General features: G+C 63.5%; 13 protein-coding genes and 1 riboswitch. Of the genes, 2 read left to right on the top strand and 11 right to left on the bottom strand.

From position 1 onward, the window contains the following. Window positions 1-139: 139 nt before the first annotated feature. The 8 genes from parC to U873_RS0122810 form a co-directional block, all read right to left on the bottom strand. Entirely contained in the window at window positions 140-2,398 is a 2,259-nt protein-coding gene (gene parC, locus U873_RS0122845; protein ID WP_025130451.1) for a DNA topoisomerase IV subunit A, read from the bottom strand. 7 nt (window positions 2,399-2,405) lie between these two features. After that, on the bottom strand, window positions 2,406-2,927 hold the full coding sequence (locus U873_RS0122840) for a TIGR02281 family clan AA aspartic protease (RefSeq protein WP_025130450.1): 522 nt from the start codon (window positions 2,925-2,927) through the stop codon (window positions 2,406-2,408). After that, window positions 2,924-3,907 (bottom strand): esterase-like activity of phytase family protein, encoded by a 984-nt coding sequence (locus tag U873_RS0122835; protein ID WP_025130449.1) that lies wholly within the window; start codon window positions 3,905-3,907, stop codon window positions 2,924-2,926. Before U873_RS0122835 ends, U873_RS0122840 begins: the two co-directional genes overlap by 4 nt. Next, window positions 3,907-5,814, bottom strand: a complete 1,908-nt coding sequence (parE, locus tag U873_RS0122830) for a DNA topoisomerase IV subunit B (protein WP_025130448.1) — start codon at window positions 5,812-5,814, stop codon at window positions 3,907-3,909. The genes U873_RS0122835 and parE overlap by 1 nt, the downstream gene beginning before the upstream one ends. Window positions 5,815-5,856: 42 nt before the next feature. Next, entirely contained in the window at window positions 5,857-6,465 is a 609-nt protein-coding gene (locus U873_RS0122825; RefSeq protein WP_025130447.1) for a YqiA/YcfP family alpha/beta fold hydrolase, read from the bottom strand. 72 nt (window positions 6,466-6,537) lie between these two features. Further along, the gene (cpdA, locus tag U873_RS0122820) at window positions 6,538-7,353 is read right to left on the bottom strand and encodes a 3',5'-cyclic-AMP phosphodiesterase (RefSeq protein ID WP_025130446.1); all 816 of its coding nucleotides are present in this window, start codon (window positions 7,351-7,353) and stop codon (window positions 6,538-6,540) included. 100 nt (window positions 7,354-7,453) lie between these two features. Beyond that, window positions 7,454-7,906: a DUF1249 domain-containing protein gene (locus tag U873_RS0122815; RefSeq protein WP_025130445.1), complete on the bottom strand. Its 453-nt coding sequence runs from the start codon at window positions 7,904-7,906 to the stop codon at window positions 7,454-7,456. Continuing rightward, a complete protein-coding gene (locus U873_RS0122810) occupies window positions 7,897-8,514 on the bottom strand; it encodes an NUDIX domain-containing protein (RefSeq protein WP_025130444.1) in 618 nt (205 codons plus the stop codon). The genes U873_RS0122815 and U873_RS0122810 overlap by 10 nt, the downstream gene beginning before the upstream one ends. Before the next feature lie 224 nt (window positions 8,515-8,738). On the opposite strand from U873_RS0122810, the gene U873_RS0122805 reads away from it, so the two are divergent. Continuing rightward, window positions 8,739-9,485, top strand: coding sequence for an RsiV family protein (locus U873_RS0122805; protein ID WP_025130443.1), 747 nt, complete (start codon window positions 8,739-8,741; stop codon window positions 9,483-9,485). Here U873_RS0122805 and cytX read toward each other — a convergent pair. Together cytX and thiC are read right to left on the bottom strand one after the other, a co-directional pair. Next, window positions 9,454-10,746 carry a putative hydroxymethylpyrimidine transporter CytX gene (cytX, locus tag U873_RS0122800; RefSeq protein WP_025130442.1) on the bottom strand — a complete coding sequence of 431 codons (1,293 nt, stop codon included), beginning with the start codon at window positions 10,744-10,746 and terminating at the stop codon, window positions 9,454-9,456. The genes U873_RS0122805 and cytX overlap by 32 nt on opposite strands. A 112-nt stretch (window positions 10,747-10,858) precedes the next feature. Continuing rightward, window positions 10,859-12,748 (bottom strand): phosphomethylpyrimidine synthase ThiC, encoded by a 1,890-nt coding sequence (gene thiC / locus U873_RS0122795; protein ID WP_025130441.1) that lies wholly within the window; start codon window positions 12,746-12,748, stop codon window positions 10,859-10,861. A gap of 164 nt (window positions 12,749-12,912) precedes the next feature. Then, window positions 12,913-13,017: riboswitch (TPP riboswitch) on the bottom strand. 196 nt (window positions 13,018-13,213) lie between these two features. On the opposite strand from thiC, the gene U873_RS0122790 reads away from it, so the two are divergent. Next, window positions 13,214-14,644 carry a TolC family outer membrane protein gene (locus U873_RS0122790; RefSeq protein WP_025130440.1) on the top strand — a complete coding sequence of 477 codons (1,431 nt, stop codon included), beginning with the start codon at window positions 13,214-13,216 and terminating at the stop codon, window positions 14,642-14,644. Between the two features lie 130 nt (window positions 14,645-14,774). On the opposite strand, the gene waaA is transcribed toward U873_RS0122790, so the two are convergent. Beyond that, window positions 14,775-16,052 carry a lipid IV(A) 3-deoxy-D-manno-octulosonic acid transferase gene (waaA, locus tag U873_RS0122785; protein ID WP_025130439.1) on the bottom strand — a complete coding sequence of 426 codons (1,278 nt, stop codon included), beginning with the start codon at window positions 16,050-16,052 and terminating at the stop codon, window positions 14,775-14,777. Between the last annotated feature and the right edge of the window lie 4 nt (window positions 16,053-16,056).

Here is a 16,056-nt window from a genome sequence, read left to right as displayed (position 1 = left end):
AAATACTCAAAAAAACCTGAATAACGCCCAGCCACGCTGGCGTTTGAAAGCGCATATCATCCGTGAATATGCGCCATGACTCCAGTGTTCTAGCGTCGATCCAGCGCTTAAATCGCAGATCGAGCGCTCTAGCCCGCCCTTAATTGAGAGTCTCTACCAATAAGGCATCGACCCGCTGGAAACCGCGAGGCAATTTGTTGCCACGGCGCCCACGCTCGCCCTTGTAGTGCTCAAGGTCGTCAGCCTTCAGCGACAGGGTGCGCTTGCCGGCCTGCAGGACCAGGGTCGCGCCATCGGGCAGCACCGCGATGTCGGTCACGTACTCTTCGCGGCTGGCCACTCGCTCACCGGGAATGCCGATGATCTTGTTGCCCTTGCCCTTGCCCAGCTGCGGCAGGTCGCTGATCTTGAACACCAGCAGGCGACCTTCGGTGGTCACCGAGGCCAGCCAGTTCTGCTCACGATCGGCCACCGGCCGTGGTGCCAGGACCTTGGCGTTGTTCGGCAGGCTCAACAGTGCCTTGCCCGCCTTGTTCTTGGCTTGCAGGTCCTCGCCCTTGACCACGAAACCGTAGCCGGCGTCGGAGGCAATCACATACAGCGCATCGTCATCGGGCAGCAGCACGCACTCGAACGTTGCCCCCGGCGGCGGCGTCAGGCGGCCGGTCAACGGCTCGCCCTGGCCACGGGCCGACGGCAAGGTGTGGGCTGCCACCGAATAACTGCGACCGGTGGAGTCGATGAACACCGCAAACTGGTTGGAGCGCCCGGCAGCCGCGGTCTTGTAACCGTCACCGGCCTTGTAGGACAAACCAGTGGCGTCAATATCATGCCCCTTGGCACAGCGGACCCAGCCTTTTTCCGACAGAACGATGGTCACCGGTTCAGTCGGCATCAGCTCGTTTTCCGACAGCGCCTTGGCTTCCGCCCGGGCAACGATCGGCGAACGGCGATCGTCGCCATAAGTTTCAGCGTCTTGCAGCAATTCGGTGCGCACCAGCTTCTTCAGCTTGGCTTCGCTGTTGAGCAGGGCCTGCAGCTTGGCCTGCTCCTTGAGCAGCTCATCCTGCTCGGCCCGCAACTTCATTTCTTCCAACCGCGCCAACTGCCGCAGGCGGGTGTCGAGGATGTAGTCGGCCTGGATCTCGCTGAGGGCAAAACGCTCGATCAGCTTGGCCCGCGGGTGCTCCTCGGTACGGATGATGTGGATCACTTCATCCAGGTTGAGGTAGGCGATCAGCAAGCCGTCCAACAGGTGCAGGCGACGCTCGACCTTGTCCAGGCGGAACTGCAGGCGCCGGCGCACGGTGGCGACCCGGAACTCCAGCCATTCCACCAGCAGGGCTCGCAGGTTCTTCAACTGCGGCTTGCCGTCCAGGCCGATGATGTTGACGTTGACCCGGTAAGTGGACTCCAGCTCGGTAGTGGCGAACAGGTGCTGCATCAGCTCCTCGGGATCGACCCGGTTGGAGCGCGGGATGATCACGATGCGGCACGGGTTCTCGTGGTCCGACTCGTCCCGCAGGTCAGCCACCATTGGCAGCTTCTTGGCCTGCATCTGCGCGGCGATCTGCTCCAGCACCTTGGCCCCGGAGACCTGATGCGGCAACGCGGTGACGATGATGTCGCCATCTTCGACGCGGTACACGGCGCGCATGCGCACCGAGCCACGGCCGGTCTCATAGATCTTCAGCAGGTCGGCGCGGGGGGTGATGATTTCCGCTTCGGTGGGGTAATCCGGGCCCTGGATATGCTCACAGAGCTGCTCCACCGTGGCCTTGGGCTCGTCCAGCAGGCGCACGCAAGCGGACGCCACTTCCCGCAGGTTGTGGGGCGGCACGTCGGTGGCCATGCCCACGGCGATACCGGTGGTGCCGTTGAGCAGGATGTTCGGCAAGCGGGCCGGCAATACCAGCGGCTCCTGCAGCGTGCCATCGAAGTTCGGCCCCCAGTCGGCGGTGCCCTGCCCGAGCTCGCTGAGCAGCACTTCGGAGTAGCGCGACAGGCGCGCCTCGGTATAACGCATGGCGGCGAAGGACTTGGGATCGTCCGGTGCACCCCAGTTGCCCTGGCCGTCCACCAGCGTGTAGCGGTAGCTGAACGGCTGGGCCATCAGCACCATGGCCTCGTAGCAGGCTGAGTCGCCGTGGGGGTGGAACTTGCCCAGTACGTCACCCACGGTACGCGCGGATTTCTTGTGCTTGGAGTCGGCATCCAGCCCCAGCTCGCTCATGGCGTAGACGATACGCCGCTGTACCGGTTTCAGGCCGTCGCCGATATGCGGCAGAGCACGGTCCATGATCACGTACATGGAGTAGTTGAGGTAGGCATTTTCGGTGAAGTCAGCCAGTGACCGGCGTTCTACGCCATCCAGGCTGAGATCAAGGGAGTCGCTCATGCGGGCCTCATTGGTTCGTGGTCTGGCGCAGCAGCATGGTGCCGCCACGCTGAGTGAATTCAAGTTTCTTCAAAGCGCTCATGCCCAGCAAGACCTGCTCGCCATCGAGCCCCGGAGCCACCAGGGCCCGGACATCCCGCAGGACAATGTCCCCCAGTTGCAGACGGTCGATGCGGGTCCGGTAACCCTCGCTGCGCCCGTTGGCGGTACTCAGGGTGACCGGCACCCCGCGTTCCAGGCCCAGGCGCTCGGCCAGCCCGGAAGGAATCGATACCTCGGTAGCACCGGTATCGAGCATGAACTGCACCGGCTGGCCGTTGATATGGCCGCTGGCGACGAAATGCCCCTGGCTGTTGCCGACCAGTTGCACTTCGATGTAACCCTCATGTTGTTGCGAACTGACGACGGTGTTGGGATTTTCCTGACGAGCTTCCCAATCGGCGAAAAAACGCGTGGCCAGGAACAGCGCCGCGGCCCAGGCCATGATCAGCATCACTCGCCCGGCACTCTTGCCCGGTTGCTGGCTCATGGCTTGCTACTCCAGCCACCTTCAGGAGCGGCAAAGCGCCAGACGATGGGACGTGCCTCGCCATCGGCGCGGGCGCCGTTGTTGTTGTCCACACCGATCCAGGCCCCCTTGGCGTCTACCACCAGGGCTTCCGTCAGCCCGTAGGGCTGTGGATAACGTCGATGCGCCACCAGCGCCTGGGCAGCAAACGACCAGCACTGCTCGACCTTGGCGCTCAGCGCATCCCGGCGACAGATCTGGTAGGCGTTGCGCTCCAGGGTGAACAGCTTGCCGTCAAACAGTGACAGGTCGGCAAAATCCCGGGACACCGCCTTGGCGTCGGGCACCTGTGCTGGCTGCATTTCCGAACCGGCTTCGCTGAGCAGCACGCAACCGCCATCGCAATCCCAGGTGGTCTGCCCGCGCTTGATCAACAACAGCCCGCGCCGCTCGCGCTCCGCCGCCAGCCAGATCCGGTCGCCGGCGGGGTTCACCGCCAGGCCCTCGAACAAGGCATTGAAGTGCAGGAGCATGCCACTGGCCCGAGCCTCGCGAACCATGATCGGCGAGATCTTCAACCAGGCCGGAGCGCCTTGCGCCGGCACTTGCAACACCGCGGCATGAGCTTCGCTGACCAGGTATTTGTTGCCGGCGGCATCGCAGGAGATGCCCTCGAAATCCAGATCGCCACCGCGCACGAAGGACGCCGCCCAGGTCCGCGACTTCAACCCCCAGGGCAAGCCGCTGTCGGGCACCGCAGGCACCTCCAGCTTGACGGTCTCGGCCTGCCAGACGCTGTCGCGGGTATCGAGTTTGTAGATTTGATCGTCATCGCGGTCGGAGACCGTCCACAAATCCTGGCCACAGAGCGCCAGCCCGGACAGATTGCCGCCGCGCATGCCCTCAACGGGATGCTCGGACAACAAGCTCAGTTCGGGCATCGGCGCGGCCACCACCGAGGTTGCCAATAGCGCTAGAGCCAGGGCAAAACCTCTGTGCATCAGGCCAGCACCTCGGCCAGGTTGCCCTTGGACTCCAGCCAGGACTTGCGATCACCGGCGCGTTTCTTCGCCAGCAGCATGTCCATCATTTCCGAAGTCGCGGCAAAGTCCTCGCCGAGGGTCAACTGCACCAGACGCCGGGTGTTCGGGTCCATGGTGGTTTCGCGCAGTTGCGGCGGGTTCATTTCACCCAGGCCCTTGAATCGGGTGACTTGCGGCTTGCCACGCTTCTTCTCGGCCACCAGGCGATCGAGAATGCCATCGCGCTCGGCCTCGTCGAGGGCGTAGTAGATTTCCTTGCCCAGGTCGATGCGGTACAGCGGCGGCATGGCCACGTAAACGTGCCCGGCATCCACCAGCGGGCGGAAATGCTGGACGAACAGGGCACAGAGCAAGGTGGCGATGTGCAGGCCGTCGGAGTCGGCGTCGGCGAGGATGCAGATCTTGCCGTAGCGCAGTTGGCTCATGTCCTCGGCGCCCGGATCGACCCCGATGGCCACGGCGATGTTGTGCACTTCCTGGCTGGCCAGGACTTCGCTGCCGTCCACTTCCCAGGTGTTGAGGATCTTGCCGCGCAACGGCAGGATCGCCTGGAATTCCTTGTCTCGTGCCTGCTTGGCCGAACCGCCGGCGGAGTCACCCTCCACCAGGAACAGCTCGGAGCGCATCGGGTCCTGGCCGGCGCAATCCGCCAGCTTGCCCGGCAGCGCCGGGCCCTGGGTAATGCGCTTGCGCTCGACTTTCTTGCTGGCCTTCAGGCGACGACCGGCGTTACTGATGGCCAGCTCCGCCAGTTGCATGCCCAGCTCGGGGTTGGCGTTGAGCCACAGGCTGAAGGCGTCCTTGACCACGCCGGAAACGAAAGCCGCCGCCTCGCGGGACGACAGACGCTCTTTGGTCTGGCCGGAGAATTGCGCGTCCTGCATCTTCATCGACAGGACAAAGGCGATGCGCTCCCAGACGTCTTCCGGGGCCAGCTTGAGGCCACGGGGCAGCAGGTTGCGGAACTCGCAGAACTCGCGCATGGCGTCCAGCAAGCCCTGGCGCAAACCGTTGACGTGGGTGCCGCCCTGGGCCGTGGGAATCAGGTTGACGTAGCTTTCCTGGACGCTGTCGCCACCTTCGGGCAGCCACAGCAGGGCCCAGTCCACCGCTTCCTTGTTACCCGCCAGGCTGCCGCAGAACGGCTCGTCCGGCAGGCGCTCGAATTCGCTGACCGCATCCACCAGGTAGGAGCGCAGGCCGTCTTCGTAGTGCCACTCGACCTTCTCGCCGCTGGACTTGTCTTCGAAGCTGACCAGCAGCCCCGGGCACAGCACAGCCTTGGCCTTGAGCACGTGCTTGAGGCGGCTGACGGAAAATTTCGGCGAATCGAAGTATTTCGGGTCCGGCGCAAAGAACACACTAGTGCCGGTGTTGCGCTTGCCCACGGTGCCGACCACTTCCAGCTCGGTGGCCTTGTAGCCGTCGGCGAAGGTCATCTGGTATTCGTTGCCGTCGCGCTTGACCCGCACCCGCACCTGGTTCGACAGGGCGTTGACCACGGAAATACCCACCCCGTGCAGACCGCCGGAGAACTGGTAGTTCTTGTTGGAGAACTTGCCCCCCGCATGAAGCTTGGTGAGGATCAGCTCGATCCCGGACACCCCCTCTTCCGGGTGGATGTCCACGGGCATGCCGCGGCCGTCATCGGAGACTTCCAGGGAATGGTCGGCGTGCAGGATGACCTGTATCGACTTCGCATGGCCGGCCAGGGCTTCGTCGACACTGTTGTCGATGACTTCCTGGGCCAGGTGGTTGGGCCGCGTGGTGTCGGTATACATGCCCGGGCGTTTGCGCACCGGGTCGAGTCCCGAGAGGACTTCGATGGCGTCTGCGTTATAAGAGCTAGCGCTGGGAGTGGCCATGGGTTCTCGTCGTTAGTCGTTCAATGAATATGGGGCGAAGGCTCACAGTGCTGTGAAGTCGATCGCCTGGTACTGATCGGCAGTGATGCCGGCAAAATTCAACATCGCCGGCAATTGTCCGGTAAAACCTTGGAAACTATGATCGCCGCCGGCCTGGATGCGCAAGGCGCAGGCACGGTAATACGTTTGCGCGCTGCGATAATCCAGCGTCTCGTCCCCTGTCTGCAACCACACCTGATAACGCTCGGGGTCCTGGGGCGGCGCGACTTCCAGCGCCGCCAGGGCCGCGACATGATCGTGGGTCAGCTCCCAGGTTTCATCGGTGTACAGGTTCTTCTGTGTGCCCAGATAACCGTCGAACATCCGGTGCGGGCTGACAGCTGGGTTGACCAGCAGGGCTTTCAGGCCGTAGCGCTCGGCAAGGTGAGTCGCATAGTAGCCGCCGAGCGAGCTGCCGACCAGCAATGGTCGACCAAGCTCGGCAATCGCCTGTTCCAGCTGGCCAATGGCCTGACGCGGGTGATGGTGCAGGGCCGGCACCCGCAATTGCCCGGCCAGGCCGAGCTGCTCCATGACGCTGCGCAGCTGGGTGGCCTTGATCGACGCGGGAGCACTGTTGAAGCCATGGATATAGAGGATCGAACCGGACATGCGAACTCCCTGTGCATTGGGCCTGGGCAAAAGCCGCAGTTTACAGGGATGAAGGCGGCTAACGAAGCCGGTTCAGTAACCGTTGCTGCCGTAGTCGACGGTAAAGGCGTAGCCCTCGACCCGCTGCACGCCGGTTTCCAGCCGTCCATCGGGCAACAGCCGCAGCCAGCGATAGCCTGGCGCAAGCTCCTGAACCTTGAAATCGTCGCTCAGGGGCTCGAACTGGATGCAGGTAGAGGGTGAGGCCAACAGCCGCACATCGCCACGCAGGCGATCGATCTCCTGGTGCACATGCCCCCAGAGCACTGCCCGGACCTGTGCAAACCCCTCGATCACGGCAAACAGCGCCTCGGCGTTGCGCAGACCGATGGGCTCCATCCAGGCGCAATCGATGGACACCGGGTGATGGTGCAGGCAGATCAAGTGATGCCGCTCTGGGGCTTCGCTCAGTGAGCGGGCCAGCAATTGCAGTTGATCATCCTGCAGATACCCGGGCACCGAGCCAGGCACCGCCGAATCCAGCAGGGTAATGCGCCAGTTGCCGATATCCACCACCGGTTCCAGCAAATCACTGTCCCGCGTGGCCTGCTGCATGACTTGCGGCTCGTCGTGGTTGCCAGGCAACCAACGGCCCGGGGCCGGGATCTGCCGGGTCAACTGGCGAAAACGCTGATAGGACTCCAGTGAACCGTCCTGGGACAGGTCGCCGGTGGCCAGCATCAAGTCGATCCGCGGTTGCTGCGCCAGCACCAGCTCGATCACCCGCTGCAGGCTGTCGCCGGTATTCATGCCCAGCAGTGCAGCGTCCGCTTCGGCAAACAGATGGCTGTCGGACAGCTGTACCAGCAACACGGAGTCGTCGGCGGTCAGAGCGGATACGCTTGGCACGGCGTTTCTCCCGGGGCAGAGTCACAAGGCATGAAGAATGGGGCAATTATGCTGGGGGAAACAACAAAGAGGAAACCTGGGAAGCGGACCCAGTTCACATCTATCGCACGGCTTCGAACTCATGCCCGCAGGCCAGGCAGTGACTCAGCCACTCTCCCAGGAAGACATTGAGCTGGGCCTTTTCATCCGGCTGATGCATGAAGGCGTTGGGATAGGGATAGATGCTGCGAAAACGCCGGGCATGTTCGGCACTCACCACCTCCGCCATGCGCGCATCGTGATAGACCTGCACTTCCAGCTGCGGCACCGGCAGCCACGGCAGGCTGTGTTCCTGGCGCACCTGCAAGGTGGTGGTGTACGGGCAGGCCAGGACCACTTCCAGGGCCAGCACACCGAGCATCTGGTCGCCCTGGGTCACCGCGACCCGACGCGCCACGGGCTGGTTGCGCATGTCGGGCAACAGGCGCATCAACCGGGCGTAGTTGGCCTCGCAGGAAGCTTGCAGCCCCGCGAGATCCACCCGATAGCGGTCGCGTACCTTGTTTACGACCATAACCCCCTCACTTCAGCGCGATTGAGCGCCAGCCACTGCAAGGCAATGATGCTTGCCGCATTGCAAATCCGACCATCACGCACAGCCTGCAAGGCATCCTCGTAGGCCATCACTGAAACCCGGATATCTTCCGCCTCCTCTTCCAGCCCGTGCAGCCCGCCGGCACCGCTGCTGTCGCACCGTCCCAGGTACAGGTGGACGAACTCGGTGCTGCCTCCGGGCGACGGGAAGTACTGGGTCATCGGCCACAGCGCTGCGATGTCCAGGCCAGCTTCCTCCTGTGCCTCGCGGCGGGCAACTTCTTCCGGCTGCTCGTCCTTGTCGATCAGCCCGGCCACCAGTTCCACCAGCCAGGGTGAAGCCGTCTTGCCCATGGCGCCAACGCGAAACTGCTCGATCAGCACCACCTCATCGCGTTGCGGGTCGTACGGCAGTACGCAGACCGCATCGTGACGAACAAAGACTTCACGATTGATTTCACGCCCCATGCCACCGGCAAACAGCTCATGACGCAGTTGCAGGCGATCGAGCCGGTAGAAACCCTGAAAGCAGTTTTCGCGCTGGATGATCTCGACGGCACTCGGCGTGGAGTTGGCAAAGTCAGTCATAACAATCCTCGTGTACAACGTATTCGACCCGAGGATCCCCCTCGACTTCGCGCCATCCTAACGTGCTCGCGGTGGATCATGCAGCCCCTTTACCCTCAGCGGGATAGACGGCGGGGGGCGAAACCTACTCTAATTGCCTCCATTGAGCTTAGTGGCGAACCGACTGCCCCGCAGGCAGTCGAAGCCGGTAACTTTTGCCTCCCCCTGGTTTATGAAGGACGCCCATGTCGCTTGTCAAAATCGCCTCCGTGGCCTGTATCGCCCTGACCCTGGGCGCCTGCCAAAGCCTGTTTCAACCCAGCTACATGACTCCGCTGGAAACCACCCGGGACAAGTCCGAGCAACTCAAGCCCGGCTGCAGCGGCGCCGAATGCCCGCTGGTCAACCTCGACACCGTGCACTTCCCTGCCGAGCCGCAACTGGATGCCATCGTCGAAAAGCGCCTGCTGCAAATGACTCGCACCAGCCCTGATGCAGCGCTGCCGGCCAGCCTGGCGGCCTACCGCGAGCAGTTCCTGCGAAGCGCGCCGGACCGCCACGGCATGTACCTGCAATCCAAGCTACGCGAGCAGCATGACGGCCTGGTGATCATCGAACTGGCCAGCTACCTGGACACCGGCGCCGCCAACGGCACCCCGGGCCGCGGCTTCGTCAACTATTCGCGTCAGCAGCACAAGGCCCTGAACCTGTCAGACATGCTGCTGCCCGGCCAGGAAGACATGTTCTGGAAGGCCGCACGGGTCGCCCACAACAACTGGCTGATCAGCACCCACCTGGATCGCGAGGCCGAATTCGTGAAGACCTGGCCCTTCCAGAAGACCCAGAACGTGGCGCTGACCCGCAACGCCGTGACCCTCAAGTACGACGTCACCACCATCGCCCCCTCGGTGCTAGGCCACGTCGAGCTGCAGATCCCCTACGACCGCCTCAAGGGCGTACTCAAGCCCGAGCTGTTTCCTGGCGGTAACTGAACGCCCGGCCCAGCAGCCATTGCAGCAGCCCTGCCAGCACCAGTGACGGCAGGGTTGCACCGATATCCGGGTACAGATTGGCCAGCAGATGATAGGTGCTCACCCCACCCAGCCAGGCCAGCAGCGCCGGCCAGCGCAAGGCCGACACCGAGTTCTGCCCCAAGCGCCGACGCAGGATGAAGTGATCCACCAGCACCACGCCAAACAACGGCGCGAATACCGAGCCGATCAGCAACAGGAAGTTCTGGTACTGGGCCAACGGCGCCAGGCAGGCGATCAGGGTGCAGAGCACGCCGATGGCCAAGGCCAGGTGCTCGACCTTCAGACGCAGCAGGATGCCGCTGGAGACCGCCGCCGAATGGATATCGGCAAAGGCATTCTCCGACTCGTCCAGCAGGATCAGCAGCAGCGGAATCCCCAGCCCGGCCCCGGCCAGCGCCAGCAGCAAGGCATTGACTTCACCACTGGGAGCGAACGCCAGGGTGTAGGCGACGCCCAGGCTCATCAACCAGAAATTGCCGATGAAAAAGCCCAGGGCCGTGCCGCCGAACACGCTCTTGGCACGCTTGCCGAACCGCGAGTAGTCGGCGATCAGTGGCAACCAGGACAAAGGCATGGCGATGGCGATATCAAAACCCACGGCGAACGGCATCGAGCCATCCCCGGCCTGGGCCCAGAGCGCCGCCAGGTCGGCCCGGGCGAAGAGGTTCCAGGTCAGCCACAGGCACGCCGCCAACAACAGCCAGATGCCCCACTTGCGCAGGATCTGACGCACGAAAGTCAGGGGCCCGCTGACCGCCAGCAAGGTGGCCAGGGCACCGAAAAACAGGGTCCAGAGCAGCGGGTTGGCCCACAGGCTGCCCTCGCTGAAGGCCCGGGTGCCCAGCAGGCTCGCTGCATCGCGCATGACGATGATCTCGAACGAGCCCCAGCCCACCAACTGCAGCAGGTTGAGCAATGCCGGCAGGCTGGCGCCGCGCTGCCCCAGGCTGAGCTTGAGGGCGGCCATGGACGACAGGCCGGTGTCGCTGCCGATCACCCCCACCGCCGCCAGCAGCAAAACGCCGACCGCCGTGCCGAGCAGGATCGCCAGCAGCGAATGGGCCAGCCCCAGGCCCGGCGCCAGCAAGGCGCCGGTCTGCAGCACCATCAGGCCGATACCGAGGGAGAACCACAGGGAAAACAGATCGCGAGCACCGAATACGCGCTTGTCGGCCGGCACCGCGAGTTCGGGAGAGTAGGTACTGGTTGAAGTGCTCAATGTTGATCTCTCGAAGAAATGGGGCCTTGTAGGAGCCGGCTTGCCGGCGAAGGCGTCGCACCGGTGAGGGCGCGGCGCCTGGTTCGCGGGCAAGCCCGCTCCTACAGGGGGGTCAGACTTTCTTGTACAGCTGGCTGCCTTCCTGCTTGAAGCGCTCGGCCTGTTCCGCCAGTCCCTTGGCGACGTCCACATCCACCGCTTCGATGCGCTGGTTGGCCGCGTACTCACGCACTTCCTGGGTGATCTTCATCGAGCAGAACTTCGGCCCGCACATGGAGCAGAAATGCGCGACCTTGGCCGAGTCCTTGGGCAGGGTTTCATCGTGGTACGAACGGGCGGTGTCCGGGTCCAGGCCGAGGTTGAACTGGTCTTCCCAGCGGAACTCGAAACGTGCCTTGGACAGGGCGTTGTCGCGGATCTGCGCGCCAGGGTGACCTTTGGCGAGGTCCGCGGCGTGGGCGGCGATCTTGTAGGTGATGATCCCGGTCTTCACGTCATCCTTGTTCGGCAGGCCCAGGTGTTCCTTGGGCGTGACGTAGCAGAGCATGGCGCAGCCGAACCAGCCGATCATCGCCGCGCCGATCCCCGAAGTGATGTGGTCGTAGCCCGGAGCGATGTCGGTGGTCAGCGGGCCGAGGGTGTAGAACGGCGCCTCGTCGCAGCACTCCAGCTGCTTGTCCATGTTCTCCTTGATCAACTGCATCGGCACGTGGCCGGGGCCCTCGATCATGCATTGCACATCGTGCTTCCAGGCGATCTTGGTCAGCTCGCCCAGGGTTTCCAGTTCACCGAACTGGGCTTCGTCGTTGGCGTCGGCAATCGATCCCGGGCGCAGGCCGTCTCCCAGGGAGAAGCTGACGTCGTAGGCCTTCATGATTTCGCAGATTTCGTCGAAATGGGTGTAGAGGAAGTTCTCCTTGTGGTGCGCCAGGCACCACTTGGCCATGATCGAGCCGCCCCGGGACACGATGCCGGTGACCCGCTTGGCGGTCAGCGGCACATAGCGCAGCAGCACCCCGGCGTGGATGGTGAAGTAGTCCACGCCTTGCTCGGCCTGCTCGATCAGGGTGTCGCGGAACAGTTCCCAGGTCAGGTCCTCGGCCACCCCGTTGACCTTCTCCAGGGCCTGGTAGATCGGCACGGTGCCGATCGGCACCGGCGAGTTGCGGATGATCCATTCGCGGGTTTCGTGGATGTGCTTGCCGGTGGACAGGTCCATCACCGTGTCCGAACCCCAGCGGATGCCCCAGGTCAGCTTCGCCACTTCTTCCTCGATGGACGAACCCAGGGCGCTGTTGCCGATGTTGCCGTTGATCTTCACCAGGAAGTTGCGGCCGATGATCATCGGCTCCAGTTCGACGTGGTTGATGTTGGCCGGGATGATCGCCCGGCCACGGGCGATTTCCTCACGCACGAACTCAGGGGTGATTTCCTTGGGGATGCTGGCACCGAAACTGTGGCCGGCGTGTTGCTGCTTCAACAGGCCAGCGGCGCGGGCCTCCTGCAGTTTCATGTTCTCGCGGATGGCAACGTATTCCATCTCGGCGGTGATGATGCCCTGACGCGCGTAGTGCATCTGGCTGACGTTGGCCCCGGCCTTGGCCCGGCGCGGGTTGTTGACGTGGGCAAAACGCAGCTTGGTCAGCTCCGGATCGGCCAGGCGCTGCTGGCCGAAATTGGAGCTCAGGCCCGCCAGGCGTTCGGTGTCGCCGCGGTCCTCGATCCAGGCCGAGCGCACATCGCCCAGGCCCTTGCGCACATCGATCACCACGTTGGGATCGGTGTAGGGGCCCGAGGTGTCGTACACGGTCACCGGTGCGTTGATCTCGCCGCCGAAATCGGTGGGGGTCACGTCCAGGGTGATTTCGCGCATGGGCACGCGGATGTCCGGGCGGGAACCCTGGACATAGACTTTTTGCGAGCGGGTAAAGGGCTGAACCGATTGTTGGTCGACTTGGGCCGACTCACTGAGGTTGCTAGCGTTTTTTAATTTTGTAGTCATCACGGGCTCTCCAGACAGCATCCAGGCAGTGGAATTTTGTCGGAGTGAACCTGTAACGGACGGACGCACCCTGTCTAAGCAACTAGTGGAGTGCAGTGCTTGGTACGCGAGGGGTGTTCGATTGTCGAACAACATCCCGGACGAAGCACAAGAGGACTCGCCGGGTGACGAGAAATCTTGTTCCCTACGCAGGCGCTAACCTGATCAGGTTCAACGGGATCCGGATTATCCGATCTCAGCCTCATAGCAAGGCACCCCGACAAGAACCGGGCCAGTCTAGACAAAGCCGCAGCAGAACGCCAACCCCCGTACGATCAGCATGATGAATGGCGTAATTGCAGGATTGTTGCCACCCCCCAGCGCATCTACACTCGTTGCCCTGTGTCGAACCTTGACGCTCTGTGGGTCGCGCCTTAGCCTTGGCGCCTGGATTATCTCCGTAATATCAACTCTAGGGATCGCCGAATGCTGCGCAAACTCTCACTGGCTGTTGCCGTGTCTTGTGCGTCCAATGGAATGGCATGGGCAGCAGAAGCGCCTTTGACCACCAAGACCGACCTGGTCAGTGTCTACCAGGAAGCGGTAGACAATAATGCCGATCTGGCCGCTGCGCGCGCCCAGTACGGCGCCCAGAAGGAAGTGGTACCCCAGGCCCGCGCCGGGCTGCTGCCCAACCTGTCGGCCGGCGCGGACATGAACAACACCCGCACCAAGTTCGATGAACCCTCGATGACCTCTACCCGCAGCGGTAACGTCTACCAGGCCACCCTGGCCCAGCCGCTGTTCCGCGCCGACCGCTGGTTCCAGTTGCAGGCCGCCAAGGACATCAACGAGCAGGCTTCGCTGCAACTCTCGGCCACCGAGCAGAACCTGATCCTGCAGAGCGCCGAGAACTACTTCGCAGTCTTGCGTGCCCAGGACAACCTGGCCTCGACCAAGGCCGAGGAAGCAGCCTTCAAGCGCCAGCTCGATCAGTCCAACGAACGCTTCGACGTGGGCCTCTCGGACAAGACCGACGTGCTCCAGTCCCAGGCCAGCTACGACACCGCCCGGGCCAACCGGATCGTCGCCCAGCGCCAGGTCGACGATGCCTTCGAGGCCCTGATCACCCTGACCAACCGTGAATACAACTCGATCCAGGGCATCGTCCATACCCTGCCCGTCCTCGCTCCAACCCCCAACGACGCCAAGGCCTGGGTCGACACCGCCGCCCGGCAGAACCTCAACCTGCTGGCCAGCAACTACGCGGTCAGCGCCGCCGAGGAAACCCTCAAGCAGCGCAAGGCCGGGCACGCCCCGACCCTGGACGCCGTGGCCCAATACAAGAAAGGCGACAACGACGCCCTGGGCTTCAGCAATCCCAACCCGCTGACGCGCTACGGCAGTGATGTCGAGCAGCGCTCCATCGGCCTGCAGTTGAACATTCCGATCTACAGCGGCGGGCTGACCAGCTCCCAGGTCCGCGAGTCCTACTCGCGCCTGAGCCAGACCGAACAGCAACGCGAATCCCTGCGTCGCCAGGTGGTGGAAAACACCCGCAACCTGCACCGCGCGGTGAACACCGATGTCGAGCAGGTCCAGGCCCGGCGCCAATCGATCATCTCCAACCAGAGCGCGGTGGAAGCCACTGAAATCGGCTACCAGGTGGGCACGCGCAATATCGTCGACGTACTCGACGCCCAGCGCCAGCTGTACACCTCGGTGCGCAACTACAACAACAGCCGCTACGACTACATCCTCGACAACCTGCGCCTGAAGCAGGCGGCCGGCACCCTCAACCCCGGGGACCTGCAGGACCTGTCGCGCTTCCTCAAGGCCGACTACAACCCGGACCGTGACTTCCTGCCACCGGACCTGGCCAAGGCCGCGCAGGAGCAGCTCAAAGCTCGCCCCTGAAGATTGCGGGAATGAAAAAGGCCACCTTTGCCGGTGGCCTTTTGCATCGTGAGGGCGCTGCTGTCATGGCTCTTTGCGGCGGCTCTGCAGCCGTTTGCAGACTGCGCCAGCGGCTACAGAGCGCTGCTGATCAGTGCTTCAAGAGACGATCGAGGCCGTCGAGCAATCGCTGCAAGGCGCCCTGGTTGGCCTTGAGTACCTTGAGCCCGGCGTCGGCCATCTTGCGTGCATCCTGGGGCAGTTCGAACAGACGCTGTACCGCCACGGCCAGTCCCTGGGCATCATCCACTTCCTGCAAGGCCCCGGCTTCACGCAGCATCGCGGCAATCTCCAGGAAGTTGAACAGGTGCGGCCCGCTGATCACCGGCTTGGCCAGGGCTGCCGGCTCCAGCAGGTTGTGGCCGCCATTGGGCACCAGGCTGCCGCCGACAAAGGCGCTGTCGGCCAGGGCATAGAGAAACAGCAACTCGCCCATGGTGTCCCCCAGCAAGACCGAGGTGGTGGCAAGCACCGGCTCGTCAGCGGAGCGGCGGACCGTGGCGAAGCCCTGCTGCAGGCACAGCTCATATACCGAGTTGAAGCGCTCCGGATGCCGCGGCACCAGAATCAGCAAGGCATTGGGGTATTGACTCAGCAGTAGCCGGTGGGCCTCGAGCACCACCGCGTCTTCACCCTCATGGGTACTGGCGGCAATCCACACCGGGCGCTCCATGGCCTGCCATTGCTCGCGCAACTGGGTGGCCCGCGCCAACAACAGCGGATCGATGCTCAGGTCGAACTTGATCGAACCAGTCACTTCCACGGTCTCGGGGCGCGCGCCCAACTGACGGAAGCGCTCGGCCTCGGCTTCGGTCTGCACCGCGAACAGGCTCATCTGCGCCAGCATTGGTGCGGTCAGGCCGGCAAAGCGCCCATACCCTTTGGCCGAGCGCTCGGACAGCCGGGCATTGGCCAGGGCCACCGGGATCCCGCGGCGGGCACATTGGTCGATGTGGTTGGGCCACAGCTCGGTTTCCATGATCACCGCCAGCCTGGGCTGCGCCCGCTCGAGAAAGCGCGCCGCGGCGCAAGGCAAGTCATAGGGCAGGTAGCAATGCTGGATCCGCGGTTCATTGGCGAACAGCGCCTGGATACGCTCGGAGCCGGTGGGCGTCATGCAGGTCACCGTGATCGGCAACCCCGGGTAGCGAGCCAGCAGCGCGCGGATCATCGGTGCGGCGGCAATGCTTTCGCCCACCGACACCGCATGCACCCAGATGCCACCGCTCTGCAGCGGTGGCAAGCCGATGGAGAAACGCTCACCAATGCGCTTGGCATAGGCCGGCGCCTTGCGCGAGCGCAACCACAGCCGAATCGCTACCAGCGGCAGCCCCAGGTAAAACAGTGCGGTGTAGAGAGTTCTATTCATGGCG

This window comes from Pseudomonas sp. PH1b (assembly GCF_000633395.1).
Lineage (GTDB): Bacteria > Pseudomonadota > Gammaproteobacteria > Pseudomonadales > Pseudomonadaceae > Aquipseudomonas.
The sequence above is the reverse complement of the archived record's forward strand: the minus strand, read 5'-3'. Positions and strand labels throughout refer to the sequence as shown.

Excerpts from the sequence above, each read along its gene's own strand:
- parC (WP_025130451.1), bottom strand. The coding sequence starts at position 2,398 with ATGAGCGACTCCCTTGATCTCAGCCTGGATGGCGTAGAACGCCGGTCA.
- U873_RS0122840 (WP_025130450.1), bottom strand. The coding sequence starts at position 2,927 with ATGAGCCAGCAACCGGGCAAGAGTGCCGGGCGAGTGATGCTGATCATG.
- U873_RS0122835 (WP_025130449.1), bottom strand. The coding sequence starts at position 3,907 with ATGCACAGAGGTTTTGCCCTGGCTCTAGCGCTATTGGCAACCTCGGTG.
- parE (WP_025130448.1), bottom strand. The coding sequence starts at position 5,814 with ATGGCCACTCCCAGCGCTAGCTCTTATAACGCAGACGCCATCGAAGTC.
- U873_RS0122825 (WP_025130447.1), bottom strand. The coding sequence starts at position 6,465 with ATGTCCGGTTCGATCCTCTATATCCATGGCTTCAACAGTGCTCCCGCG.
- U873_RS0122815 (WP_025130445.1), bottom strand. The coding sequence starts at position 7,906 with ATGGTCGTAAACAAGGTACGCGACCGCTATCGGGTGGATCTCGCGGGG.
- U873_RS0122810 (WP_025130444.1), bottom strand. The coding sequence starts at position 8,514 with ATGACTGACTTTGCCAACTCCACGCCGAGTGCCGTCGAGATCATCCAG.
- U873_RS0122805 (WP_025130443.1), top strand. The coding sequence starts at position 8,739 with ATGTCGCTTGTCAAAATCGCCTCCGTGGCCTGTATCGCCCTGACCCTG.
- thiC (WP_025130441.1), bottom strand. The coding sequence starts at position 12,748 with ATGACTACAAAATTAAAAAACGCTAGCAACCTCAGTGAGTCGGCCCAA.
- U873_RS0122790 (WP_025130440.1), top strand. The coding sequence starts at position 13,214 with ATGCTGCGCAAACTCTCACTGGCTGTTGCCGTGTCTTGTGCGTCCAAT.
- waaA (WP_025130439.1), bottom strand. The coding sequence starts at position 16,052 with ATGAATAGAACTCTCTACACCGCACTGTTTTACCTGGGGCTGCCGCTG.